This is a genomic window from Roseiconus lacunae (assembly GCF_008312935.1).
GTDB classification, from domain to species: Bacteria; Planctomycetota; Planctomycetia; order Pirellulales; family Pirellulaceae; genus Stieleria; species Stieleria lacunae.
Genome location: NZ_VSZO01000009.1, coordinates 328,702 through 352,908 on the forward strand (window position 1 = coordinate 328,702; position 24,207 = coordinate 352,908).

18 protein-coding genes are annotated in these 24,207 nt (G+C 55.4%); 11 read left to right on the forward strand and 7 right to left on the reverse strand.

The features are described 5' to 3' along the window. Window positions 1-127: 127 nt before the first annotated feature. A complete protein-coding gene (locus tag FYC48_RS13925) occupies window positions 128-898 on the reverse strand; it encodes a hypothetical protein (RefSeq protein WP_200836603.1) in 771 nt (256 codons plus the stop codon). Between the two features lie 288 nt (window positions 899-1,186). On the opposite strand from FYC48_RS13925, the gene ndk reads away from it, so the two are divergent. Further along, entirely contained in the window at window positions 1,187-1,645 is a 459-nt protein-coding gene (gene ndk / locus FYC48_RS13930) for a nucleoside-diphosphate kinase (protein WP_149497382.1), read from the forward strand. Between the two features lie 400 nt (window positions 1,646-2,045). On the opposite strand, the gene lexA is transcribed toward ndk, so the two are convergent. Continuing rightward, the gene (gene lexA / locus FYC48_RS13935; protein ID WP_149497310.1) at window positions 2,046-2,645 is read right to left on the reverse strand and encodes a transcriptional repressor LexA; all 600 of its coding nucleotides are present in this window, start codon (window positions 2,643-2,645) and stop codon (window positions 2,046-2,048) included. A 778-nt stretch (window positions 2,646-3,423) separates the two neighbouring features. Here lexA and FYC48_RS13940 point away from each other — a divergent pair. Both FYC48_RS13940 and dnaB read left to right on the forward strand, forming a co-directional pair. After that, the gene (locus FYC48_RS13940) at window positions 3,424-5,232 is read left to right on the forward strand and encodes a DnaA/Hda family protein (protein ID WP_160149516.1); all 1,809 of its coding nucleotides are present in this window, start codon (window positions 3,424-3,426) and stop codon (window positions 5,230-5,232) included. Window positions 5,233-5,335: 103 nt separating this feature from the next. Continuing rightward, window positions 5,336-6,784, forward strand: coding sequence for a replicative DNA helicase (gene dnaB, locus FYC48_RS13945; protein WP_390622132.1), 1,449 nt, complete (start codon window positions 5,336-5,338; stop codon window positions 6,782-6,784). Window positions 6,785-6,814: 30 nt separating this feature from the next. Here dnaB and FYC48_RS13950 read toward each other — a convergent pair whose 3' ends face one another. Then, window positions 6,815-8,752, reverse strand: a complete 1,938-nt coding sequence (locus FYC48_RS13950; protein ID WP_160149517.1) for a hypothetical protein — start codon at window positions 8,750-8,752, stop codon at window positions 6,815-6,817. Between the two features lie 422 nt (window positions 8,753-9,174). On the opposite strand from FYC48_RS13950, the gene FYC48_RS13955 reads away from it, so the two are divergent. The 3 genes from FYC48_RS13955 (at window position 9,175) to FYC48_RS13965 (ending at window position 11,676) form a co-directional block, all read left to right on the forward strand. Next, window positions 9,175-9,837: a BON domain-containing protein gene (locus FYC48_RS13955; RefSeq protein WP_149497313.1), complete on the forward strand. Its 663-nt coding sequence runs from the start codon at window positions 9,175-9,177 to the stop codon at window positions 9,835-9,837. Between the two features lie 222 nt (window positions 9,838-10,059). Continuing rightward, window positions 10,060-11,220 (forward strand): hypothetical protein, encoded by a 1,161-nt coding sequence (locus tag FYC48_RS13960; RefSeq protein WP_149497314.1) that lies wholly within the window; start codon window positions 10,060-10,062, stop codon window positions 11,218-11,220. A gap of 276 nt (window positions 11,221-11,496) precedes the next feature. Continuing rightward, window positions 11,497-11,676, forward strand: a complete 180-nt coding sequence (locus FYC48_RS13965) for a hypothetical protein (RefSeq protein WP_149497315.1) — start codon at window positions 11,497-11,499, stop codon at window positions 11,674-11,676. On the opposite strand, the gene FYC48_RS13970 is transcribed toward FYC48_RS13965, so the two are convergent. Then, window positions 11,644-12,954 carry a CCA tRNA nucleotidyltransferase gene (locus FYC48_RS13970; RefSeq protein WP_235034251.1) on the reverse strand — a complete coding sequence of 437 codons (1,311 nt, stop codon included), beginning with the start codon at window positions 12,952-12,954 and terminating at the stop codon, window positions 11,644-11,646. The genes FYC48_RS13965 and FYC48_RS13970 overlap by 33 nt on opposite strands. Window positions 12,955-13,011: 57 nt before the next feature. Here FYC48_RS13970 and FYC48_RS13975 point away from each other — a divergent pair, with 57 nt between their 5' ends. Next, window positions 13,012-13,482 (forward strand): NUDIX hydrolase, encoded by a 471-nt coding sequence (locus FYC48_RS13975; protein WP_230776810.1) that lies wholly within the window; start codon window positions 13,012-13,014, stop codon window positions 13,480-13,482. 265 nt (window positions 13,483-13,747) lie between these two features. On the opposite strand, the gene FYC48_RS13980 is transcribed toward FYC48_RS13975, so the two are convergent. The 3 genes from FYC48_RS13980 to ubiE are packed head-to-tail and all read right to left on the reverse strand — an operon-like array spanning window position 13,748 to window position 16,156. Continuing rightward, window positions 13,748-14,707, reverse strand: a complete 960-nt coding sequence (locus FYC48_RS13980) for a 4-hydroxybenzoate octaprenyltransferase (RefSeq protein ID WP_149497316.1) — start codon at window positions 14,705-14,707, stop codon at window positions 13,748-13,750. Beyond that, window positions 14,686-15,357 carry a UbiX family flavin prenyltransferase gene (locus tag FYC48_RS13985; protein WP_149497317.1) on the reverse strand — a complete coding sequence of 224 codons (672 nt, stop codon included), beginning with the start codon at window positions 15,355-15,357 and terminating at the stop codon, window positions 14,686-14,688. The genes FYC48_RS13980 and FYC48_RS13985 overlap by 22 nt, the downstream gene beginning before the upstream one ends. 4 nt (window positions 15,358-15,361) lie before the next feature. Beyond that, a complete protein-coding gene (gene ubiE, locus FYC48_RS13990) occupies window positions 15,362-16,156 on the reverse strand; it encodes a bifunctional demethylmenaquinone methyltransferase/2-methoxy-6-polyprenyl-1,4-benzoquinol methylase UbiE (protein ID WP_149497318.1) in 795 nt (264 codons plus the stop codon). A 510-nt stretch (window positions 16,157-16,666) separates the two neighbouring features. Between ubiE and FYC48_RS13995 the strand changes: the two genes are divergently transcribed. From FYC48_RS13995 to FYC48_RS14010, 4 genes are read left to right on the forward strand one after another with little or no spacing between them, the layout of a single operon-like run. Continuing rightward, window positions 16,667-17,995: a hypothetical protein gene (locus FYC48_RS13995; RefSeq protein ID WP_149497319.1), complete on the forward strand. Its 1,329-nt coding sequence runs from the start codon at window positions 16,667-16,669 to the stop codon at window positions 17,993-17,995. A 52-nt stretch (window positions 17,996-18,047) separates the two neighbouring features. Then, window positions 18,048-20,180, forward strand: coding sequence for a GAP1-N2 domain-containing protein (locus FYC48_RS14000; protein WP_149497320.1), 2,133 nt, complete (start codon window positions 18,048-18,050; stop codon window positions 20,178-20,180). Window positions 20,181-20,187: 7 nt separating this feature from the next. Next, on the forward strand, window positions 20,188-23,061 hold the full coding sequence (locus FYC48_RS14005; protein WP_149497321.1) for a hypothetical protein: 2,874 nt from the start codon (window positions 20,188-20,190) through the stop codon (window positions 23,059-23,061). A gap of 58 nt (window positions 23,062-23,119) precedes the next feature. Next, window positions 23,120-24,031, forward strand: a complete 912-nt coding sequence (locus tag FYC48_RS14010; RefSeq protein ID WP_149497322.1) for a DUF4339 domain-containing protein — start codon at window positions 23,120-23,122, stop codon at window positions 24,029-24,031. The last annotated feature ends 176 nt before the right edge of the window (window positions 24,032-24,207 follow it).

Here is a 24,207-nt window from a genome sequence, read left to right on the forward strand (position 1 = left end):
GGGCGTCAGCGCCGGTCATTGCAACGAAACCGTGATCAACGCCAGTTAACTGATCCTTATTTGAGCTGTTGACGAAGCACTATCGATGAATCGAAAGCCTCGCCGACTGCCGCTACGGCCAGACTTCTTAGCCGTTGCTGTCGCTGCCAATCTTGACTTTGATCGAACCGAGCATCTTCGTCATCTCCGCCTCTTTGGTGCCGACGAACAGAATATTGTCGAGAACGATCGCTCGCTTTTCGGTCGCCGGATGCAAAATCAACCGGCCGGCGCCCAATAAGGCGTACTCGAAGACGTCGTTAATCTCTTTGTCGACGCGCAAATTTGGTGCCGGATAACGCTTCAAATCGCTCAACATCCCATGATGGTGTAGCAACTCGTTGTTTGACAGCTCCCAGTAGTTGAAACGCGTGCTGACGAAAACGGCGATGTACATCAGCCCCATGCCGAACGTCATGCATAAAAAGAATGTTGAATTGGCGACCGGACGGATGCCTTTCGCCCAACTCTCGAGCGCGGGAAGCAGGTCGGGTTTGGATAGAAACAGCAGCCATAGTCCCATCGCAACCGATGTGATGATGAACATTAATGTCAACGATGTTGCACGTGGGAAATCGAAGACGATGACAAACATGTTGGCCATCAAAACAGCCAAAAATAGGCCCGTCATGATGACCGCCGTGGTATCTTCCGCCGGATTAACGGTCTCGTATCCCCCAAGCCATAGCACGACCGATGCGATCACCGAGACGATCAACGTCGGGTACATGAAGATAAATTTCGGATAGGGAACCAGCAAAATTCGCTTCCGCGACGATTGGCTCTCTTTGTTTTCGCTCACAGTTTTTTTCCCAGTCGCCGGCCGCGAAACCTGCTCCTCGTGATCACCTTCGCTCATAGTTGCCTAATCCTAAGTTCTTGCTTCCTACTGATTCATCCGTCCAACGCTTGTCGCTAGATCACCTCGCAGCGATCGCGGTTGTTGGACAAATCCAAACCGACCAAGAGTTTATCGTCCGCCTGGCATGCGTGGCACCATTGGTGCACCACTGGGGGCGCCAATTCCACTGATTGAATGCCGCCCGTTTTCCAGCGTGGCCCCGCTTCGCGCCGATCGATGCTCGACCAATAATCTCGGGCCCACAATGGAAATCAATGCCACGGAGCCGCCCTGATGAGTGATCTCATGCAACGCACCCTCGTTCTGCTAAAACCCGATGCCGTCCAACGCCGCCTGATGGGCCAATTGATCGCCCGATTTGAGGCGAAAGGATTGAACATCATCGCGATGAAAATGCTGCAAGTGACGCCAGAATTAGCGAAGCAGCACTATGCCGAACACGTCGACAAGCCGTTCTACCCTAGCCTGGAGTCGTTCATCACGTCGGCGCCGATCGTTGCCTTGGCGATCGAAGGCCTGGACGTGATCAAAGTCGTCCGCGATATGCTGGGGGCGACCAACGGATTGAGCGCCGCAGCCGGAACGATCCGCGGTGACTTCAGCAGCAGCCGACAAATGAACCTGGTTCACGCCAGTGATGGCCCAGAGGCTGCACAACGAGAGCTTTCGCTGTACTTTGAAGATGCAGAAATCTGTCACTACGAGCCAGTTCTGACGCCGTTCATGCGAGCCTCCGACGAATAGTCGACGCCCGATTTAGAAAGTCAGCCGAATGGTGCTGGCCAACGAATCCTGCGATCCCTGCGGCGGAATCCGATCGGCTAACCGAAAGCACGATCGGCTTGGGGAGACGTTGCCAAAATCGAGTTCCACGGTTGCGAAACTGGCCGAATCCGTCCGCGTCTTGTTGATTTAATCAGCCGCAAACGCGATAGCGTGCGGTTCTTCCGCGTAAACCGTCCCCGTACAACCGGGGTGAATGCCCGTCGGCTGATCGTTGAGTCGTTCCATTCGATCAAATCAACGAGCCGTCCGCGGCTTCCACTACGGTTCGAAACGAAGCGTCTAACCGCCCCGTCCCGGCAGCACTCAGCTATTAAGTTGCTGCCAATGAGTCGATACCAAGCGGTCTTATTCGCGTCGATTAAATCCCGTTTCTGACCACACCTACCGCGACACCAACGATTTTCGCGTCGGTAACGTACAGCGGGGCCATTTCGCGATTGGCGGGTTGCAATCGAATGCGTCCTTCTTCGGGGTACCAGAACTTCAGCGTTGAGTCGCCGGTCGGCAATTCAGCGACGACGATCTGTCCCGGCTCAGCGGACTCTTGCCGCTGGATGACAACAAAATCACCGTCTTGGATGTGGGCATCGATCATCGAGTCCCCGGAAACCTGCAAGATGAATCGATCATGCTTGCAAAACATACCACTAAAATCGACGCGATCGGTTTGCTCGAACGCAAGTGCGGTCGTTCCGGCAGCTACCATCCCCGCCATTGGCAAACTATGCCCACGGTCGTGGCCTTCCGTTAACTCAATCGCGCGCGACTTGTTTGGACTCCTCCGAATCAGTCCTTTACGTTCCAGAGCACGGAGGTGGCACATCACGCCATTGGGGCTTTTGATGCCAAATGCTTCGCCGATCTCGCGAACGGTCGGTCCGTAGCCTCGATTGATGATCAGCTCACGGATCAACTCGTAAACGCGGCGCTGCCGATCGGTGAGTTGCTTTGTCGCCATCTGTTGACTCGTTGATTGGAGTTATGTCGCCGCTCGGACAACCTGCGGAAGTATACCGGATCCACCTACCTAAAGCCAACGAGGCTATGAAGATCCGGACTTGGATCACATCTGTCCAATATCGAAGTGTTAATCGGCGAAGGGCCAACCTTCCCGACTTGCCAAGCGCACAAAACATTTCGGAGACACAATTTTAGTCCATGCAGATTTCGTGAAGACGGCGAGTTCCGAAGCGACCCAAAAACCGCAAGCAGATACATTACAAGGACTTACGCCGATCCAATAACTTCTAATTCGCTCTCGGAAGAAAAAGTTCGACAGTTTTTCCACCCACCGGAATTCCTTGCCACCCCGCCGAATGCGTCCACCAAACGGACCTCCGGATGACGTCTCCAACCGTGAATTCTTGCCTCATGCGAATGAAGATCAGTCTGCGAAACGAATCCCAGCCGGCCGATCAACAATTCGATTTGACTTGCGTGCTAGCAAACCTAGAATCTCGCCCACTCAACGAACGCCGAGGGAATTTGATAGCATTTTCGCTTCCGGTGGATCGTCGAGGGTATCGATTGACTTGGGAGGCTGAGATGCCACCCAGCGGAGCTAGGTTGGCTGCTTGTCTTGCCAACGCTTTGGCTGCTTTTCCGAGTCGATCCATTAGGCCAATTTTCCGCCGAACGTTGCGATCGCAGTTTCCCCTGTTACTGCCGGTTCCGCGATGGTCGGTCGGGTTTCGAACGTTACGCAATGATCCATGATGGAGGACTGCGCTCCCGGTATGTCCACAACGCACGGCTGCAACAATGACTCGGAGGTCATTGTCACATTCAAGGAGGCTTTGAAGCAGCGTGTGGGCGCGGAGCGATATCAGATTTGGTTCTCTGGTGTCGAGTTCGACGTCGAATCAACGCCCTCGGTCGAATCAACGCCCTCGACCGAGAACGCAGCTGAAAGCTCAGCTGGGTCCCCGGCGGCGGCTTCCCAGAACGCGCAAGTATCTCCGGGCTGCATCATCGCGACCGCACGCGGACAATTTGCGGCAGACCGGTTGAGCAAGAACTTCCTTTCGGCAATGCGAGCTGCCGCGTCGGCGGCGTGTGGCTCGTTGACGAACATTCGCATCGATGTCGCGTCTACACCGACACAACAGGTGGGGCTGCCGTTTGAAGACGTGGGCACCGATGCCAATTCGGTCGCCGACCAAACCGACTCCGCCCCCCCAGCAAGCGATCAGGCAGACGCGCAGGCGGCAAGCGAGTCCACCGCAGCGGCTGCTTCATCAGACTTCGACGCCTCTGCTGTCCGAGGGACGGCCCGACCAAAATCGCGCCCACAGACAAAGGCTCAGCGAAACGACCGGGCGTCCAAGCGGCGACGTCCCCAAACGCAGTCATTGGCAGCGATTTTAGCCGACGGAATCGACTCGCGAAAAACCGCGTCCGGTTCAGCGTCCCCGCCGCCGAAGCGACAAACGTCTGCTGGTCCCGCGACCGCGGCGGCATCTGCGCCACAGGCGATGCCGGCGTCCACGCGTGAAAATATGCGTCGTGCGATGGACCATAGTTGGGATAACTTTGTGACAGGTCCGAGCAATCGACTGGCCGTCACCGCATGCGAAATGACCATCGAATCACCTCGGACGGCATCACCGCTGGTGCTGTGGGGACCGCCGGGCTGTGGCAAGTCACACTTGCTTGGAGCGGTTGCAAAAAAGCTCCGCACCATTCACCGCATGCGGCAGGTCATCATCCTGTCGGCGGAAGACTTCACGAACGATTTTATCAAAGCACTTCACGGCAACAGCTTGCCGGCGTTCCGGTCGCGGTTTCGTGATGCGAGTGCACTACTGATCGACGACATCCAATTCTTCGTTGACAAGAAGGCGACGATTCGCGAGCTGCAACACACGATTGAAATGTTCGCCGAAGCCGGCAAGCCACTGGTATTTGCCGGAACGAAAGCCCCCACCGAGATCAAAGGCTTGGGTGGTGAATTGAGCGGGCGTTTGGCGTCTGGATTGGTTTGCCAAGTCAACAGCCTGGACTTCGAAACCCGCATCGAATTGCTGCGTCGCTATGCCAACCAAAGTTCCCCCGACGCGTGGCCCGAAGAAACCCTTTCTGAAATCGCCGAAGCGGTTGACGGGGACGGTCGGTTGCTGATCGGGATCGCAAACTTGATCTCATTGTTGCAGCGGATGTATGGCTCGATGCCGACGATGGAACAGATTCGCCAGCACGGGTCACACTTGCTACGAAGTTCCGGTGTACCGATTACGTTGCAAACGATCGAGCAAGCGGTCGAGAAGGTATTCCAGTTAGAAGGCCGTTCGTTGCAGTCGGGCTCACAAGCAAAAAGCCTGACCGGGCCGCGGATGTTGGCCATGTATTTGTCGCGTGAAATGACCGGCAGCCCCTATTCGGAAATCGGCGGCCACTATGGCGGACGCAGCCATAGCACGGCGATCTTGGCTTCCCAACGTGTCAAGCAGTGGCTCGAAGCGAATAAGCAGATCGGTCGTGGGACGACAGCGTTGGCGACTGACGAAGCGATCCGCCGAGTCGAAGCGATGCTAAAGACCGGCTGATCCCCCGTGACCGGTTGAACTTGATCGGCCAACGCGAACAATACAAACTGCTCCGCCTGAGATTCTCACGCGACGTCACAGCTACCAACCAAGGATCGGTGTTTTGAGTACCGGAGACTTTGATCGTTCTAAATTTAAGAAGGACAAGAAACGTCCCCAATCTGCCGCCGAGATCTTGCAGCGCCAGCCGCCGTTTGATCTTGAAGCCGAAATGGGCGTGCTCGGCAGCATCTTGATTCTTCCGGAAGTCTGCGACGACTTGGCGTCTCTGCGGGCGGACGATTTTTACGACGACGCCAACCGAATCATCTACGCACAGCTTCGCGAGATGTACGACACCGGTGAGAAAATCGATGTCACACTTCTGGTGGCTCGCTTAAAGAAGACCGACGACTTCGAAAAAATCGGGGGTGCGGCGTATTTGGCGAGGCTTTCGTCGGCCGTACCCAATGCCGCCCACGCGGTGTACTACGGCGAGATCGTTTCCGAAAAAGCGGTCTATCGAAAGCTGATCCACGCCGGGACCGACATCCTTCGCGACGCCTACGACCAATCCAGCGAGGCACGTGAGCTGTGTGCACAGGCGGAAGCGAAAGTCTTCTCGATCATGGACGGTCGCTCGGCCAATTCCTTGCATTCGATGAACGACGTTTTGCACGCGGCGATGGACCGGATGGAAGCCCGCCTTCGAGGTGAAGTTACCGAAGGCACCGTCGAAACCGGATTGACCGATTACGACACGATGACCGGTGGGCTACATATGGGCGAACTGATCATCCTCGCCGCTCGACCGTCGATGGGGAAAACGGCGTTGGCGATGAACATTGCCGAACACTGCGCGATCGAACTGCGCCAGCCGGCTTTGTTTATCAGCTTGGAAATGTCGGGGATCGAATTGGCCGACCGGATGTTGTGTAGCCTGGCTCGCGTCAATGGGCACCGACTACGAAACGGAACGATCAGCGCTGACGACCAGACCCGCTTGATCAATAAGGCGAATGAGATCAGTACGGCGCCGTTTTACGTTGACGATTCGCCCAGTCGGACGGTCAGCGAAATTGCGGCGGCGGCACGCCGGATCAAACGTCGCGAGAACGGACTCGGGTTGATCGTGATCGATTACTTGCAGCTCATCGAACCAGATAACTCACGCGATCCACGTCAGGAGCAAGTCGCAAAAATCGCGCGACGCCTAAAAGGGATGGCGCGGGAACTGGGCGTACCGATGCTATGTCTCTCACAGCTCAACCGACAAGCCGAAGACAGCAAGGACCACCGTCCCAAGCTGAGCCACCTTCGTGAATCCGGTGCAATCGAGCAAGACGCCGACGTCGTGATGTTCGTCCACCGTGAAGAGTATTACCACCGTGGTGAAGATCGGGCTCAGTTCGCCGGGCAGGCGGAGATCATCATCGCCAAGCAGCGGAACGGACCGGTGGGCGATGTCCAATTGACTTGGGAATCGGACTTCACCCGCTTCGGTAACCGTGCCCCCGAGCACCACGATGAATTCAGCGACTATGCCGAATTCACCAGCCCGGGTGGTTTCTAAGCTTTCCTGTCGTGATTAACGCAACCTGCGTTACTTAAGCTCGGGGTCCGCTCGCAGCGTGAAGAACCCAAAGTGAATCCCGTCGGGTTCGTTGTAGCCGAAAGACCCTGTGGGTGCGAAGTACTTTTCAAACTCCGAGAACGGGGGCAATTCGTTCTTATCCATCAGCTGCGATATTTTCTTGACCGCTGGATTGTTTTCGCCCGCTTGGCGAAGGAAGTTGCGAGAGTTCTCGTCTTTGGCCAAGTCGTAAATCAGGCGAAAGCTCTGCGCTCCGTCGATGAACGACAGCACGAACGGATCATCGCCATCGAGTTTGCCGCCTAGTTCACCGGAGACTAACGAGTACTCAGGAAGTTCCAACAAGCGGGGAAGCTTTCCGGCATCGGCCAACGCCACCCTTTCGAGAAACTTGGTGCTATCGGAATAGATCAACCAGTTGCCGAGAATGAGGAAACTTGGTTCGGGGCGACGCAGGTTTTGAGGAAAATTACCGCCGGGGCCACGCAATCGATAGACAACATGTCCGGCGATCGTTTCGACAGTCATCGCGTTTTGCATCCGATCGCGAATGTCCGCCATCTTTGACTTGGCCTTCACCGGATCTTTTAGTTCAAACGCAAACGCGTTAACGCCACTGTTGATTCGTGCCGGGGGCTCCATCCAGGCAAGACGCACGAATCGGCCGTTCAGATTTCCAACGACATCGTCTTGGATGCTTAATCCCAAACGCGTCATAACAGGGTCTTCAACGATCCGCTTCATCGCATCAACACCTTGGAAGCGATCGAGCACTTTGCCGAAGTTCTCGTATGCTTTGGCAAAATCCCAATTCAGCGACGAGTACTGCATAATGTCCTCGGGCACCCAATTCGGTGGAGCGGTTTCACCGGTTTCGGGACGTAAGACACCGAGGATGCCGTCGCGCGGGGGATCGATCTTGATATGGTAGTGCGCGATACCTTCGAACACATCTCCGCCTCGGAACGAACTACCGCCGATCCCACCGATACGAGCCGCGCCCATTTCTTCGATGGTCGGCCAGATTAGAGCCACGGCAATAGAATCGGACCGTTTGATAATCCGATCGGCGATCGCATGCGGATCTGCAAAAAACGTGACTTGCGGACGCGTATCTTCGGCGCCGACACAACGCGACATGATGGTGCCAAATGTTGCATTGTCAGCGAGCGTCGGTTCGTCACTTTTTCCGATCCAGTGATTGAGCACATCCTGAGCGGCGGAGTGGCCGACACCGATGACGAACGTGCCGTCGCGTTCGAAAAACTCGATCGGCAATCGGCCGGCACGATTGGGCAACATTCGGGTCACTTCGGTTCCATCGATTTTGGTGACTCGTCGGACCCGTTGTTTTTTGACTTCTTGTTCGAAGCGGTCGACGATCTTCATCAAGCTATCGATGTTGTCGCCGGCGTCGATCAGGAAAGTGAATCCGAACGAGTACTGCTCTCGCAATTCGGCGCGACGCTTGCGACGTTCGATCTCGTCTTCGCTGGCATCTTCATCGGATTGTAGCTCCGGTTTTTCGTCCCCCTCGAGCGGCTTGGCTGGGTGCAGGGCGAAAGCGACTTGGCCCTGTGGGATCGCGAGCAATTCGTCGAGACCGATTCCGATCTCATCGCTTGCTTCTTGGAACAAGTCTTTCAAGGTGGCATAAAGGTCATCGGCAAATGGTCGGAACTTTGGATCCTGGATCATTTTTCCGAGCGACGATGACTTAAGATCCTGGCGTAGATCAGCGGCATCATCTAAACGGATGTAGGCCAGCGTGTCGCTGGGAAACAGTCGAGGAGCGCCTGGTAGCGCGCCGTCTTTGTCCTTTTCGGCTGCCGAAGTGGTAGGCAAACCGGTGAGCATTCCACCGGCGACTATCGCTAGCGACATCACGGCTGTCTTGACGGATCCGGAAACGCGGAAAACGCCGGAATGGGGACGAATCACTGTCATTGGTGTGCCACACAAGAAGAAGGGGAATGAAACGATCGGACAAGGCCTGCTAATCGGTCGATCTTGTTCAGATTCTAGTCGTCTTTCAGCTCAAACTCGCCTACGACTTAATCACGCCAACACCGCCCCGAAAAAATCGTGACCAGCGTACATTTGCGTATACAACCGAGGGTGGTTGGCTTTGGACCTGCCGAAGCAACATGTGAATTACTGAGCGGCCGGTCGAGACGGGAATGAACGATCGACGTAGGTTTCGATGCGTACGTTAGTTCTGAACTTGTCGCTTGATTCGGTTTTGCGACCTCGATCTTGGGACTTTCAGATGAAGTTCCTAGGCGAAATCCGAAACGTTTGGAGGCGCGTAAGGTTAAAGTAGGGTAACAAATTGAATGAACTTCTTCTCGCCAATGGTGCACGCTTCCATGTCGAATTTGCCAACTCATCGCCCGCTTCGCCGCGTCATGATCGCAGTGATGGGCAATTTGGTGCTAGCGACCCTCGCGACGGCTCAGTTTTCCAGCGACACCGGTGATACCGGCGTCGGCACTGGGACAGACTCTGGAGCAACGGCGGGCGGCACATCGAGTTTTGGCAGCGCGATGTCGGCCAGTGGTGCGAGCACGTTCGCAGGTGTTGAGCGAGGCTCAACGATTGGAAGTGAAAACGTCTCTGGATTCGGAGCCGCTGCGGAATCGACGGGTGGCGGAGGAGGTGCGGCAGCCGGAGGCGGACGCGCCGGCGGCGTCGGTGGACTTGGAGGGCTCGGCGGCTTGTTCGGGGCACTGGGAAGTGCGTTTGGGGGGCAGGATGCGAGCAGTACACAGCCAACGATCCGAGTTAAATTACGATCGGCCGTCAACGTCGCTCCACTGGACAGTCGCCTGGTTCAACGCTCTGCCAATCAAGTGCTCTCACGAGTTCCCGTGTCAACCGGCACACAAAATGTTCGCGTCACAATGAATGGTCGCAGAGCCACCTTGACCGGCATCGTAGGCAGCGACAAAGAGCGTCGAATGAGCGAACTGTTGCTACGTTTAGAACCCGGCGTCAGCTCGATTGACAATCAGATCACCGTCGCGCAGTAAACGGCCCCAATCCATAAGGTGCCAGCCACTTACCGGTTCATAACGGTTCATAAGGTGCCAGCCACTTACCGGTTCTATAAGGTGCCAGCCACTTACCGGACGATGCAATGCTAGCATCACATGACTGAGGTGATGACTTAGGTGCAAACCGCGAAGCAATGTACAAGTTGACTTAGGAGTCGTTGCTGCTAGATTGACCGCACCCCCAAATAGGAGAGTGCGATGCCTCGACCTCAGCGGTGCGAACAATTCATATCAAGTGATGTTTGTGTGGTGCACGTGACGCAGCGATGCGTCCGCAGGGCTTGGCTTGCCGGTGTCGACCCGCTTAGTGGTCGAGACTACTCCTATCGAAAAGAATGGATTCGCCGCAGGAAGGAGGCCCTCGCTTCGGTATTTGCGATCGATGTGCTCACTTATGCAATCATGAGCAACCACTTACATCTGGTTTTGCGCAGCAGACCCGATGTCTGTGCCCAATGGACCGATGAGGATGTTGCCATTCGATGGCTGCGGGTGTTTCCAGGCAAACGGCTTGAAGAGCACCTAGCTGAACCAAACGAGAACGATGTCAAAATGTTGGTTCGCAATAAAGAACGGATCCATCAGATACGTTCACGGTTGTCCGACATCTCCTGGTTTATGCGAGCCTTGTCGGAACCAATTGCGCGTATCGCGAACAAGCAGGACGAGTGCACTGGCCGATTTTGGGAAGGGCGTTTCAAGGCACAGCGAATTGTTGACGAGGCTGGCTTACTGGCGTGCAGTATGTACGTTGATCTCAATCCAGTCCGCGCCGCGGTTGCATCGAGTCCCGAAAACGCCCCTTACACCAGCGCGTATGACCGCGCAAAATCTAAGTCAGGCGAAAAGATCAATTCCGCTGCCTTTGACCTTAAGCCAGTCAGCACCGAAGAAGCCGTCCACGAAATACGCGATAAGTCACTAAACGATCTTCGCCAGAAACAAGCGAAGAAACGCAACAGACCGATAGACAAACGCGTCTCCCCAGACGCATGGCTCAGCCCATTGCGGCTCAAACCTGACAAACTCGCCAGTGATGCAGAAGTCCACACCGAAGGCGTTCGAAGCAGTAACCGCGGCTTCTTGAATGTGGACTGGGAAACGTATTGGGAATTGCTGCGATGGACCGCGAGACAAAGTGTCGAAACCGCCAGTACCGAAATCCCAAGGTCGCTTGCGAAATCACTTCGAAAAGTTGGAATCGATGCGCCATTATGGCGTGACTTAGTCTGGAACTGGCCGCGATATTTTGGCCAAACGTCGTGCGTCGGGAGTCCTGAAGCGATGAAGGAACACGCCGAAACTGTCGGGCGTCGACATCACCGAGGGCAGGCACTCGCAGCCCATTGTTTTTGCTAACCATGCCCTGATGACAACTGACCGTTGGCTCACGCGTCCAATGTCAGCCATGCACTCTGGTGCGATGCTCTATCCGCGATCCATCGCGGCAGCGACTCTCAGCGATTATGACATGCAGTTTTCTGCCACTGTAAGTCCTGAGAAATAGCGATTGCGCCCAAGAAATTGGAGTTGCAGTTGCACCTCGACCACCTCTGTCAATCCGGCGCAACGGGGCACAACACTCGCCTTTTCCCGCGCCGTCGTCGTCGTTCACTTTCGCATGGCCGACCGAGGGTGCATTCAAATGGTGGCTGGCACCGATTGGATGATGGTGGCTGGCACCGATTGGATGATTGGCTATTGGATGATGGTGGCTGGCACCGATTGGATGATTGGCTATTGGATGATGGTGGCTGGCACCGATTGGATGATGGTGGAGACTTATGGGGAGGCTTGGCGCTTGATGTACTCTAACGCGGCCGCCTCGGTGGTTAGCTCGCCGTCGAGTTGCTTTTGCCGTACTTTGGTTAACCAATCACGAAACTTCGGCCCGGGACGGAAACCTTCCTGAATGAGCCGATCCCCTGTCACCAACGGTGCAGGATCAAGCTTCTCCGCCGACCACTGCAAGACCTCTTCACAGCGTCTTACCCCTCGGTCACCAATCGATCCATCAGCGCCGACAAGCGATTTGGCGACTTGCAACGCGACGGCTATGTCCCGATTGACCATCAAGGGCTGCAACTGAGACCATGCCAGATGTTCCGCATGAATCAATCGTTTGGACAACTCCGATGCCGTGCGAACTCGACGCACCTCCTCTCCTGACAACTTCCACCGTTCAGCCAAATCTCCCAACGTCGTCGCCCATACGGATTCCTCTCCTCCTCCAAGTCCAAGCAATACCAATGCCAAGGAGGTCTCAAAATCAAGTGAAACGCGATGACTAAGCAATTCAGTCAAACGCGAAAGGTCCGCGTTGCAAAGCTGAGGAAGCACCTTCTGAGCGAGCCCGGTTTCGATGAGTAATTGCAATCCGCGGGGCGCAAAAACCGAGGATAGAATCCGCCGCATCTCAGCACCAATCCGCTCCCCACTGACAATTTCAATCGCGTCTGCCCGACGAATCAACTCGGCTCTCGTATCGGATTCAATCTCGAATCCCAGTGAGGTCGCAAAACGAACCGCCCGCAGCATCCGCAATTTGTCTTCGTCGAAACGCTGCTCCGGTAAACCAATCGTTCGTAAACACTTCATCGCCAAGTCTTCTTGGCCGCCAACGTAATCCTTAATCGCGTCCTCTAGGGGATCGAAGAATAATCCGTTAATCGTGAAATCGCGTCGCAACGCGTCATTCCGGGCATCGCCAAAGTGCACTCGGTCAGGCCGTCGACCATCGGAATAGTCTCCGTCACTTCGGAACGTCGCGACTTCCGTCGGATGAACGGAATCACTTTTCCTGCGTATCGCTTTTGGCGGTAACACTCCGATCACACCAAAAGACGCACCAAAAGCGAGCGTGTTGCGGTGCCCGAAAATCTTACGGACCCGGTCGGGAGTCGCGTCAGTGGCGACGTCAAAATCTTTTGGCAGTCGCCCCAGTAGCGCATCTCGCACACAACCACCCGCAAAAAAGGCAACGTGCCCCGCCGCATGCAGCACGCCGCAAATACGGAGTGCTTCGTCCAGTGAATTCTGTACGGCTGGCGGACGGTTGTTGTCGCCGTCGAAAAGCGGGCCTATTTTTGTCAAAGCAAGTCTTTCGCAAGAGAGGAATCGATCCACGAGTCACGATCGAGATTGTCGATCGTGACGTTTTCCGCTACAAGCTGTCATATGGACTGTCCGCCCGTCAAACCCAGCACTCGCCGTAAACGTGGTGTGGTCGCCGTGATTTTTCGCGACGCCAAACTGCTGGTGATCCGACGCGCGCTCACCGTGACTGCCCCAGGAAAACTGTGCTTGCCCGGCGGAGGGATCGAAAAAGGGGAGTCGGAAGAACAGGCATTGGTTCGCGAGATGGAAGAAGAACTCGCCATCCGCGTCACTCCAGTACAACTATGCTACCGCAGCGTCACCAGCTGGGGGACCAACTTGGCTTGGTGGTATGCCGAACTTCACGAACAAGAACATCCAACCGCGAACCCTGCCGAAGTCGCCGACGTGTTTTGGATGAGTCGCGAAGAGGTGCGAATCGCGAACGATTTGCTTCCCAGTCTACCGCCGTTTCTCGTCGCCTGGGAACGCGGTGAAATCGGTCTTGATTGCGATTGGTGCTAGGGTTCCGACCCAGATTCAATACTTGGATTCAGCTCATCAGCCGACGAACGTCAGCATTAGCCAATGCATGGAAACCATCGCTAACAGCATCTGGCTCCTACAAAAATTGAACTCGAACCAAGCAGTAGCCGATCGCCGGAGCTGGGATTTAACCTCAGCCGCTTGATGTTCGTCGCCGCTTCCCCAACCACTGGCACTGTCATCAATTAAAAGATCGATCGCTGGCCGTTCAATCAATCGTCGCGGACTTCCAAACGTAGCCCTATCAAATCAATAGACAATCAATGGCTCCGGCAACCATCAACAAGACGCTGATCGCGACGTTTGTCTGGAAAAAGGCCTCGCCCACCCTCCCCAAATCATCAGCACTGACGAGCGAGTGTTGACGAAACACCAACGCAAAAATCAGAACAAACGCGGTCCAGTAAACCCATCCAAATCCAACCGCGGGCGATAGCAACGGTAGCGCGACCAAGAAAACCAACATCACCGAGTGCGACACCGCCGCGATTCTCAACGCCCCGGCAACACCAAATCGAGCCGGAACGCTATGCAACTTTGCGCCGCGATCGTACTCCGCGTCCTGACACGCGTAAATGATGTCGAACCCTGTTACCCAAGCGGCGACGGCAGCGGCCAACAGCAGCGCCGGAACTAAATCGCTGGGTATCGATACCGACTGCGGACCCCGGATCGCGACCCAGGCACAGATCGGTGACAAACTAAGTGCCACGCCCAACCAAAGATGGGCCGCACTGGTGAAGCGTTTGGCCAAACTATATCCCAGTACGATTGCCAAAACCGGGACCGAAGCAACTAGCGGAACCCAGTTCGGCCAAAATAATGCCGTCGAAGCAACAAACGCCATCGCGTTGACGATTGTGAACATCATCACCGCCGAGACGGAAAGCCGACCTGCAGGCAAGTGTCGTTTTCGTGTCCTCGGGTTCTCCGCATCAATCTTGCGATCGACTAAACGGTTGAATGCCATCGCGGCACTACGTGCGGTCACCATACAGACCAAAATTGCGATCAGATCAATCAAACGAAACTTCGCGTACGCCCCATTTGGCAACGGAGTCGCAAAGGCCATCACCGTCGCGAGGACCGCAAAGGGCAATGCGAACAGGGTATGGGAAAATCGAATCAGCCCCAGCCAATCCCCGATCGTCGCCTGCTTGTTCGTCGATACAGTTGACTCGCTCACGTTGTCGTTTCCTTCCATCGATCGATCATTCGATTATCGACTTGCAATTGATCAAGAATTCTCCCGACTACGAAATCCACCAAGCAGTCAAGCGATTCGACGCCGTGGTACCAACCTGGCATCGCGGGTAGCATGGTCGCTCCGGCGGCGGCGACTCGATGCATGTTCTCAAGCTGCAAAACACTGAGCGGAGTCTCGCGAGGAACGAGCACCAATTTACGGTGCTCTTTTAAGTGAACTTCGGCCGCCCGTGTGATCAAGTTATTCGACGCCGCCCGCGCGATGCCGCTCAATGTGCTTCCGCTGCACGGACAGACGACCATTGCCGCAGTCCGAAACGAACCACTGGCGATCGGCGTGAAATAGTCTTCGTAGTGATGGTACTGCAAATGCCGCTTCAGTTGGCTTTCCCAATCCACTCGATCGATCAATTGGCGCCGGCGTGCGGTCGACCAAGCTGGGACGTACCCCAGCAGACGGAGCAAATCCGGCTCTCTCAAGTTCAGTGCGACACCGGTCTCTTGCCGAATCACCGCCGCACCGCTAGGACTGACCGTCAGATGAACATCAACCTCGGCTTGGCACAGTGCCTGCAAGAGACGGACGGCGTACATCGCACCGCTCGCGCCGGTCACGCCGACAACGACTGGAAGACTCAATTGACTCATCGTTTCAAGCTTCGGCCGCAGAATTTAATTGTCCCGGTTTTGTCCCTTCATAAATCGTGCAAACGCCGAACGTCAGCGGCTTGTATTGCACGTCGCTGAGTCCTGCCGTACGCATCCGTTCGGCCAACGCTTCCCCATCAGGAAAACGGCTGACCGAATCGGGCAAGTAGCTGTAGGCGGACTTGTCGTTCTTCGCAAACCATTGCCCGACCTTCGGCAAGATGTAACGGAAATAGCCGTTGTAAATCTGTTTGAGTCCCGGCAGGCGAGGCCTCGAAAATTCGAGCACGATCACCTTCCCACCTGGCTTGCAGACCCGAGTCAGCTCGGCGAGCCCACGGTCGGTGTCAGCAACGTTTCGCAGTCCGAACGCGACCGTCACCGCTTGAAACAAATCCGAACCGAATGGCAGTTGTTGAGAGTCCGCTTCGACGTAATCGATCGTCTCGGTTGCATCACCGGTTTCTCGCTTTCGCCGTGCGATCTCCAACATCGCACCACAAAAATCGCTCCCGATGACTTCGACTCCCGAGGGTGCCGCGCGAGCAATCGCCATCGCCAAGTCCCCTGTGCCGGTGCAGGTATCGAGGACCGGAATATTAGGAACCAAGTTCAGCCGCTTGACCGCGCACCGTCGCCAATACTTGTCAATGTTCATCGACAACAGATGGTTCATCAAATCGTACTTTGGCGCGATCTGGCGAAACATCTCGCGCACACGCTCGTTGCTTTTGTCCAGGGGAGTACGATCAAAAGGCTGGTCGCGATTGACCGGAAGCGTTGGTTCACCGGAACTCATCGGCTGTCTACGGGTTGAAGGACTTGAGGTGGGTGCAAGAAGGGTCAATCAGTTGGGCAAATTTAAAAATTTCGGAGCGACTTTTCGATGATCAAAGCGTCAGAATCGATCAACACAACAGACGAATCGTGAAACCAAGCATCGGAACGGACAAATTTCTATAGCGTCACGCCCAAAATCGATTCAAACTGAGCCGTAAGAAAAAGCTAGCTTCGGTGTCTAAAATTGAGTCGATCGCCGAACGATGCGTCAGCGATGACGTATTTTCGAGGCAGCGATCGCCCCACAAACGGTACGGCAGAAGCCTCGTTTCGCCCAGCCCGGATCGCGCACGTCTCGTTCAGATTTCGCTCCAAGTGGTGGATATCAACCCCGTCCCGAGATAAACTGAACGAACATCCAGATCCGCCCCTCGCCTTCGGAATGTCGAGTTGTTTTCAAGCGCTGACGCGGCCCCGAGATCTACTGCACTTTTGAACCCGCAACTTCAGCCCGCGATTAACGGAAACCATGGCGAGTCTTGCTCATCCCAACGCTCTGACGCTCCTCAACAAGGTGACCTGCCCGCATTGTTGGAGCATGTATTCGCCTGAGGAGTCGCTTTGGATTTCCGAGCATCCCGATTTACTCGGTGATGCCAAACTTGGATTCCAGCACGCCAAGCGTTTTTTACCCAGCCGATTCTCTCCCCAAGGAGACGCGATCGACGAAATGGGGCAATTCGCGACGCGGATGGCGTGCCCGCACTGCCATTTGCACGTGCCGCGTTCGATGTACCAGGTCCCGAGCTTGTTCTTCAGTATCTTTGGCGCTCCGGCTTGCGGTAAAAGTTACTTCTTGACGTCGATGTCATGGAAGCTACGCCAGACATTGCCCAAACGCTTCGCGGTCTCGCTGAGCGACGTTGATGCCGAAACCAACTCGCGGATCCATGAATACGAAGAACAGCAGTTCATGAATCCGGACTTGGATACGCCGGTGGCCCTTGCCAAAACCGAAGAACAGGGCGACATGTATGACACCGTCAACATGGGCGACCACTCGGTCACGTTTCCGCGACCGTTCATGTTCAACCTGCAGCCGTTGTCGAGCCATCCAAGGTACAAACGCAACCGGGAAATCTCGAAACTCGTCTGTCTTTATGACAACGCGGGTGAAAGTTTCTTCCCCGGAGCCGACAAGACGGTCAGTCCAGTCACACGGCACCTCGCGAAATCAAAGTGCCTGTTCTTCTGTTTTGATCCAACGCAAGACACTCGGTTTCGCCGTGCTTGCGAAGGTAAATCTGAAGATCCCCAGATGGCTTCGCGAACGAGCCGCCTGGCTCGAGAAACGACCATCCGCCAGGACACGATCTTGCTCGAAGCGATCCAGCGGGTTCGTCGACACGCGGGCTTGCGCGACGACGAACTACATCAACGCCCGTTGATCATCATCGTGACGAAGTGGGACGCTTGGAAAAATTTGCTTCCGGATGTTTCAACCGACGAACCCTATTTGGCGATCGAAGGCTCAAAGCTGTGTTCGCTTGATAGTCAACGCATCAAGTACACGAGCGAACGTGTGGGTGAACTGATGGCAGACATTTGTCCTGAGATCGTCGCCGCGGCCGAAGGTTTCTCGACAAGTCTGACGTTCATTCCCGTCAGTGCCAGCGGTACCCATCCGACACTTGACCCGGCGACAGGGGCGTTGGGGATTCGGCCGCGAGATATGCAACCGTTTTGGGTGGAAATCCCGATGCTGATGGCACTCCACAACTGGGCGGGCGGATTAGTCGGAGCAACGGCACCGGGGTCTGGGATGGAAGACGGTCGCTGGATGCAAGAAAAGCTATAGCGCGCCGGGGTCAGGAAATTCCGGTGTCAAGAATTCACAGCGATCGCAATTGATGAGTACCGAGCTACTTTACACATCCGCTCCACATGGTCTGCGTCACGGCGCCAAAGGTTTCTGTACGGTGTTATCCACCGCCGGAATGTCGATCAACGTGATCAGCAAGCTAGAATCGATCTCCGGTTACCGCCAGTTTTTTTCTGCGGATCATCCACGCTATGCCGAAAACCCAATCGCATACGCCCATCAGATTTTCAGCGTCGGCGGGATCCAGGCGTCGGTCATCTCTCGGATCGGCCCCTACGGGATCGACTACACCGGACGGCCGAGTAACAAGATCGCTCATCATGTTGTGGTTGAACCGAACGAGATGCCCGCCGCCGGACCGGCGTGGCTGTTAGGGCAGTCGGTGATCCGATCGCAATGGCTCGGTCATTGCGAAACGCCTTCCTCCGGACCGGACATCCCGTCCGGCAATCAATCGTCGCGGATTTGCACCCAATGGAGAAACCTAGCCGGCGATGCGGGCTGGGGAGGAGTCGTTGCCGAAGCGGTGGCTTCGGCTGACCAAACGCCGCTTTGGATCATCTATTCACTCAGCCAGCGTGATCGACTGCTGGAGCTGATGGACGAATCAATCGCCTTGCTCCCGGTATCACTTCGCTGGCGAGCGACGTTTAATACGTTTGCGGTGAAGGTCCCACCGGATGTGCAATGCAAAATTCGCTTCGTGCCCGAGGGCACCGAAGAAGCCAAACTTGCGGCATCGGGAAAAAAAGCGATCGACCTGACAAAACCGCCCCGCATTACAACGGCGTCTCGCTGGGTCGAACTTGCGCGCGGTACCGCCAAACCGGATCCGGTCGCCCCGATTCAGGTCGCACCAACAGAAGAAACCCTTGAGGCACCGGCGGAAATCGAGACGGCTTGGAGCGACCCCGATGATGGGATGGGATCGCACCAGCCGCCACCAACCCCGGGACCGCCAGAACTCCCGCCGGAAGCGAGCATCGACAAGGGATCGAAGAAAAACATTTTGATCGCCGTTGGTGTCATCGGATTTTTGGGGCTCGCCCTAACGACATGGTTAGTCGCGACACAATTGTCGGACACCAACGCAGCCAAGCTGCCGCAACCGATTCCGCCCCCGATGGAGCCGGACGAACCGATCGAGACACCTGCCCCATCAATTATCGCACTCGAAACCGTTCAGCTAGACGTTCGCTACGATCAAAAACAAGCGGTGCGATTGATCCTAGCCGGTCTTGAGCCAGCTCGAACCGATGCAGCTCCAACAGAGTTACCGACCGCGATCGAGATGCGAGGCGTGGCAAGGCTGCCATCGTCGCGACGAGTGCCCGCCGATGACCAATCAGAGTCAACGGTGAACCCAACGATGTCGGATCCTGACGAAGACTCCGCAGAACTAAATCGCGTCGTCCCGTCTGCCCCCGACTCCATTGCCGATGATCAAGTGGAAAACGATTCGGCGGACACTATGATTCCGGCCGCCTTTGTTGCTTGGGGGGCCGATCCGTTTAGTCTTCCCGAAGCCGAATCGTACTTGGTCAATTCCACCAAACTTGTCAACGCACAACGCACGCTAGATGCCCATCCGCTGCCGACCGTTCCGCCGCAAGTATCATCGATCAAATTTTTCTGGGAACCAAAAACGCGGTACCTGATCGCGGACGCGTCATTAAGTTTGAAATCACCGCCCGAAAAATTTGCGGACCAAATCGCCGCCTACCAACGTTACGTTCGTTCGTTTTCCGTCTTGATGACCAAAATCGACACGATCCGTAAAGCAAACGCCGAGTTGCCGAACCGCTTGAAAATGATCGGCGATGACTTTCTGTTTCAAATGAAACAACCGAACGAGACACTGCGGCACCTTTGGCAAGAAATTCCCAGCGGCAACCGGTTTCCCGAACGCGTCAACGCCTTTCGTCAACAACTACAAGATCGATTGGACCAGTTGCGAGATCCTTTGACCAAACAACAGCAAGCGGCAACGATCTCAATCGTCTCTGTTTGTGGCGAAATCGTTTTGACTTCGAAAGACGCTCGAGAAGCATTTAGTATTTTGAAATCCGGACAGACGATCGACGTTCCTGAGTTAGTCTTCTTTGATGCGGACCGTGCTGTGATCGATCGCATTCCGCTACGCATACATTTTTCTTGGTGACAGAGTCATGCCCACTACCGTTGACAAGATTCGACGCGCCCTCGAAAAGCGAGACGGAATCGCGGAAGAAGAAATGCGCCCCTTGGCGGACTCTTTCAAAGTCGAAGTTCAGGCGGTCAACCAGCGTCTCGATGAAGCGGTGATGCTGCTGCGCAAAGGCCTGCGCAGCGAAGCGATCCAACGGGTCGAGATGACTCCCAACACCCTCGAAAAAGCGGCAGAGCTGGAATTTCCCGAATGGGACGAGTGGAACGAGATCCTGCAGTTCTTGGCGATCCCGTTACCGCCCAAATTAAACGTCGACTATGTCGCTCAGATCAATGAAGCGATCATCGATAGCCTGCCGCTGGAAGCTTTGCTACGGCGGCATCGTCGACTGGCCATCGCAAAAGCTCCGCTATCGGTTCGTCTACGAACCCTCCGCCAAATCGCCCGCGTCGATCCAGCCAATTCTGTCTGGGGCGACGACGTCGAGACTTGGGAAAAGATCCGGTTACAACAAATCGACTCGGAACTGCGTCAAGCCTTGGAGCGTGAAGACTCTCGCCAGCTATACCTTCTCAATGAAGAACTAACGTCCGATCAGTGGCGGGTCAAACCATCGAGTCGCCTAATCGAACAAAGCCAGTTCGCCGCCGAAGCTCATGTTCGACAAAACATGGAACGCGAACTGGGATTAATCGCGCCACAATTGGCGGAGGCTTTTGAAAATCGCGACGAAGCGACCGCGCGTTCGCTTCGAACCCAGTGGCAAGCGAGTCGCAGCCATTACAGCATCGACGTACCGGCGTCGTTACAAACGCAGGTGATGCCGACGTTGCGTTGGTTGGAAGATCTTGATCGTCAATCGATGATGGAAAGTGAACGATCGATTGCGGTCGACAGGCTGGAGTCCTGCCTTGATGGAAATCATTCGCCAGAAGAGATCCAAGATGCCTACGAACAAGCGACTCGCTTTGGCGAACCCGTTCCCGACGCACTGGCCGCGCGAATGCAAACGCTCGCCGACGAACCGGTCAAGCGTGCGAAAAAGAAATGGACCCTGATCGCCGCCGCGGCAGGCTTGTTGGTCATCGTCGGAGCGGTCACGGCCTACTCATTGATCGCTTCGGCACGTCAAGCCAAACAACGTGACGATTACGTTCGCCTGATGGAAGGGTTTGTAAGCGAAAACCGATATGACGAAGCGCTTTCGTTCTTCGAATCGGTTCGCGCAAACGCCCCAGAAGTCACGTCGCTTCCCAAAATGGTGGCCTTGCATTCGCAAGCCCAAAAGGCGGTCGAATCAGAAACGAAACGCGAGGAGCGATTCGAAACGTTGCTCGTACAAGCCAACAGTGACGATCCGGCGTTGATCGACGAATCATTGATTCCGCAACTCGAAGAACTTGCCAAAACAGACGGCGAACGGGCGAGAATCGATGATATCCGGAAACGCAAACAATCCTACATGGATTCCCAAGCCGTCGCCCAGAGCGATGAGATGATCGAAAAGATCGGTGAATATTGGACGACCTTTGGTGAGCTACAGTCACGCGGGAATACCAACGCCAACCGAACCGCACTCGAACAACTTCGCACGTCGGTGATCCGTTTATCCAATTCCTACCCATTGCGATCCGATGCCGCAACGACCAAGCAAGAACAGCTACGCAGTTCATTAACGGCGACGATCGATCAAATGAAACGCACCATGCAAGCCGAACGACAGCTTGCCGACGCACTGGATTCCTTGTCCGCCGCTCGATCGCTTGAACAGTACGCCGATCGCCTGCGTGAGTTGTCGACCCGGACGGTTGCCGACAGTGACTTTATTGAATTCGATACCGTGATCGACGAAGAAGACCACTGGGGAAACGTTGATCGGACCAACGAGTGGCTTGAGCGACTTTCACAGCGACTCGAAAATGGCGTGACCAGTGGCGAAGCGACGGAGCTAGTCGAATCGGCTGAATTGTTGCGTAACCGTGTCGCTCCGAATCCGGTGTTTGACGCGATGCCCAAATTCTCGGACTCCATGGAAGAAATTCGGCGACGAAACGCAATTCTCAGTGAGACGTTTAACGTCTTTCAAAAACACCCGCTTCGTGAACTTGTCACACTTCCCGCCGAAGGCCAAGACTTCCTGATCACCAAAACGTACGCCGAAGACAACGCGGACCGGATGAAACGTAGCGGTGGCCTGGGTGTGATGGTCGTCTCCAGTTCGACCGGCACCGTTCGCAACCGTGGCTTTGACGGACCACTCGACGACATTAAGAACGAACCGATGGCATCGGTCAATTGGTTGATCGCCCAGCAGAACGCACGGGCGATTGACTTCGCATCGTTGTGGGAACAAACGTTTTTGCGATTGGTTGTCGAAGTGATGACCCAGCGACCCGATCTCGACGCCCGTGTCAAAGAGTGGATGATCTTTCGGTTGCTCGATGGTGCCACCCGAGGTAGCGAGCGGCTCGCCGCCGCGATCCCTCAGACGATGGCGATGCTTAACCGAAGGGCCGATACGTTTAACCGCTGGTATGAACCCCGACCGTTCAATGGCAAGCTTCCCACAGAAGTCGAATCGACGATCCGAGCCGAATTGGGTACGGCGTACCCACGATTTAAGGACCCGCTTAGCGACTATTCCAAGGTTGCCGCATCGCGTCTGTCATGGATTGGTTTCTTGACCAAAACCGAAGGCAATCAGATCAGCTATCATCTACGCAATGAGTTGCCCGAGGTCGATGGCTCAATCTTCGTTGCGGCACCGTCACGAGACAACGCCGTCGAAACCTCGCTCAACAAAATTGGGGAGCTGAATCAGGGACATGTCCAACTGACATCCAACCCGGTCGACTTGATCGGCGGACGCCCCCTGTTTTTGTTCCCCAACTAATCGCTCCCGATGCTCGGCGTTCCAACGCTCGCACGCCTCCTCGCATGAATCAACCTGCATGACTCCGATTGAACGCGTCTACATTCGATTTCGAGGCCGTACGATCGGTCCGCTCGCTCCGGACAAAGTCAAAGAGATGGTCCGCCGCGGACAGGTGACGCGCATGCACGAACTTTCCGCCGACGGACTCAGCTGGACGAAAGCGGAAGAGTTCGGCAATTTTTTCCCGCGTGCGGCCCCCGCAGGTTCTACCGCAGGGGACATGGCGGCAGACGGATCTGTCGTGCCTCCGGGGGAATCTGGTGGCGCCATCGCACCGAATGAAAATGCCACCGCCCAGTGGTATGCCCACGTGCAAGGTGAAAAACAAGGCCCTGTGTCGCTCGATCAAATGCGGCTTTATGCCGAAGCCAAAGTCCTTAAGAAGGATTCATTGGTTTGGAAAAACGGCATGGAAACGTGGAAGGCTGCTTCCGAAGTCCTGCCGGAGCTGTTCGGTGGGAAAGCGCCCGCCGGTGGATCGGCCGCCGTCTCAAGCCCTCCGTCGGACGATTCGGACACCTCCGGACCGACCGGCACCGCCCTGTCGAAAGAAATCGCAGAAAACCATGGCTGGATCCTCGCCCTGGGGATCAGTCTACTGATCGGCTGTGCCGTGTTCTTTGTCGTCCAGATTTTGAAACTGAACGAAGGCGGTCAGAAACTACGCTCGGATTACCTCTCCGCCTCTCTATTCATTGTCACCGCGGGTGCCGGCAGCGCGGTCGGAATCTTGGCGATCCAAGTCTCGATGAAAATGAAAGCTGCGGCAGAATCTGGATCTCCCATTGCCACGATCGTGGGAGCGAAATCGCTCAGCCAATTCTGGATGGTCGGCGCGATCGCTAGCATCGTTTGGGTCGCTTTCGTACTCCTGATGCTCATCGCGGCGATCACCATGAGCTTGCCCCTGACCAAAGTTCTCGGATAGCGTTTTGTCAACTTCCGAAATCAGGACGAGCCGACTGGTGTTCGTTACGATTTCGATTGGACAAACCGAAACTTTCGCCGAGTGTCCGCTACCTTGAATTCTGATGGTAGCGTCGCGGCAATCGCCTCGCCGACTTTCATCTTTCTGAATTCTTTTAAAAAAATCGCACGGATCTT